This is a genomic window from Nostoc sp. ChiQUE01b, from assembly GCF_034531255.1.
Taxonomy (GTDB): domain Bacteria; phylum Cyanobacteriota; class Cyanobacteriia; order Cyanobacteriales; family Nostocaceae; genus Nostoc.
The window spans coordinates 1-1,556 of record NZ_JAVRBM010000201.1; the positions used below are offsets into that span (position 1 = coordinate 1).

General features: G+C 47.2%; 3 protein-coding genes. All 3 read left to right on the plus strand.

The genetic code is table 11. The annotated features are described in order from the left end of the window. Nucleotides 1-170 precede the first annotated feature (170 nt). The 3 genes from RMY63_RS41610 (at nucleotide 171) to RMY63_RS42090 (ending at nucleotide 1,425) form a co-directional block, all read left to right on the plus strand. Nucleotides 171-320, plus strand: a complete 150-nt coding sequence (locus tag RMY63_RS41610) for a BBE domain-containing protein (protein WP_322734261.1) — start codon at nucleotides 171-173, stop codon at nucleotides 318-320. A gap of 191 nt (nucleotides 321-511) precedes the next feature. Next, nucleotides 512-985 carry a cupin domain-containing protein gene (locus tag RMY63_RS41615; protein WP_322734262.1) on the plus strand — a complete coding sequence of 158 codons (474 nt, stop codon included), beginning with the start codon at nucleotides 512-514 and terminating at the stop codon, nucleotides 983-985. 50 nt (nucleotides 986-1,035) lie between these two features. Further along, nucleotides 1,036-1,425: a nuclear transport factor 2 family protein gene (locus RMY63_RS42090; RefSeq protein ID WP_416212603.1), complete on the plus strand. Its 390-nt coding sequence runs from the start codon at nucleotides 1,036-1,038 to the stop codon at nucleotides 1,423-1,425. Nucleotides 1,426-1,556: the final 131 nt, after the last annotated feature.

The window sequence follows — 1,556 nt, forward strand, 5'->3', positions numbered from 1 at the left end:
TTCAATATCCCTTATTTCTATTTTTCCTCTGCCTAGAGTGACAAAAGAGGGTTAACATACTCGCAGGCTGGGAACCCCAGTCTCCAGATGAAGAGCAGCATATCCAATCGGCACAGAACATCTCACGCTCCCTTGCACCATACGCTTTCAAAGGGGGATATATCAATCTCTTGGATCGGGAAGAACAGGAGCGTGTTCCGCTCGCTTTCGGGACGAACTATGAGCGCTTGCTCGACCTCAAACGGAAATACGATCCGGATGATGTATTTCATTCGACGATTGGACATCTTGCATTACAGCACAACAATTCACTGCTCTGACAATGGAACAGTTCAAGTGATTCACCAGAATGACACCCAAGCAAATTCGCGCTTCAGCCTAAGAATCTGACAAATCGTTGTAAGAATCACCAAAGCGGTTAAGCATTACGGCTCACTACACTTCAGATATATCAAACAGAATTGGCAAGGATCAATCCTTACCAACCGTTGAACCATTAGGAGAAATGACAATGACTACTTCTCAAGAACTAGTGCTTAAGCCAGGTCAAGGAACTTCCCTTTCAGTTGTGGGAGATATTTTCACCTTCAAGGCAGTGAGCGAAGACACCAACGGGCAATACACGCTCGTCGAATTGCGAGTTGATCCTGAAATTGGCCCGCCGCCGCATATTCATCATCGAGAAGATGAAGCGTTCTATATCCAAGAAGGCGAACTGGAGTTTCAACTGGGCGATCAAACCGTGATTGCTACCCCTGGAACCTTTCTCTATTCGCCGAAGGGACATCTACATACCTTTAAGAATATCACCAACCAACGCGCCAGAATGTTGGTCTGGTACATGCCTGCGGGAATTGAAAAATTCTTTGTCGAAGTCGGTGTTCCAGTAGACGAGCCAGACGCTCCATCACGTCCAGCCACGCCTGAAGCGATCGAGCGAATTTTGGCAGCAGCACCCAAGTACGGCATTGAATTCATCGCGTGAATTAGAACATTGTTCACAAAGCCTGACAAATAAACCTTTAAGGAGAAGTCATGAAATCCAGCCAAAGCGTCGTCATAGAGCGACTGCAACAAGCACAGAACGCACATGACCTGGAAGCATTTTTAGCCTGTTTTGCACCTCACATTCAGAGCGATCATCCAGTCCATCCTGAGAGGGCTTTCCAGGGAGTTGAGCATGTCCGTCAGAATTGGTCTGCCATATTCCACGACATCCCAGACTTTCACTCAGAGTTACTTCGATCGGCAGTGGAGGGAGACACGACCTGGGCTGAGTGGTACTGGTCTGGCACCCGTCGCAATGGCACGCCGTTTGGGGTGCGTGGAGTAAGCATTCTTGGCATACCAGCGGATCAGATCGAGTGGGCACGCTTCTACATGGAACCTGTGTCAGCGAGTAGCTGTAGCGACCTGCAATGCTAATCGCTAAAACCTGCAATCATGACATTTTCAAACCAGGATTATTTGCAACTATAATTGTGCTTCAGCCAGGATTAAATAGACATCTCCGATAACTATCAAAGCCTTTATTTGACTAGCTTTTAGGGTGTAAA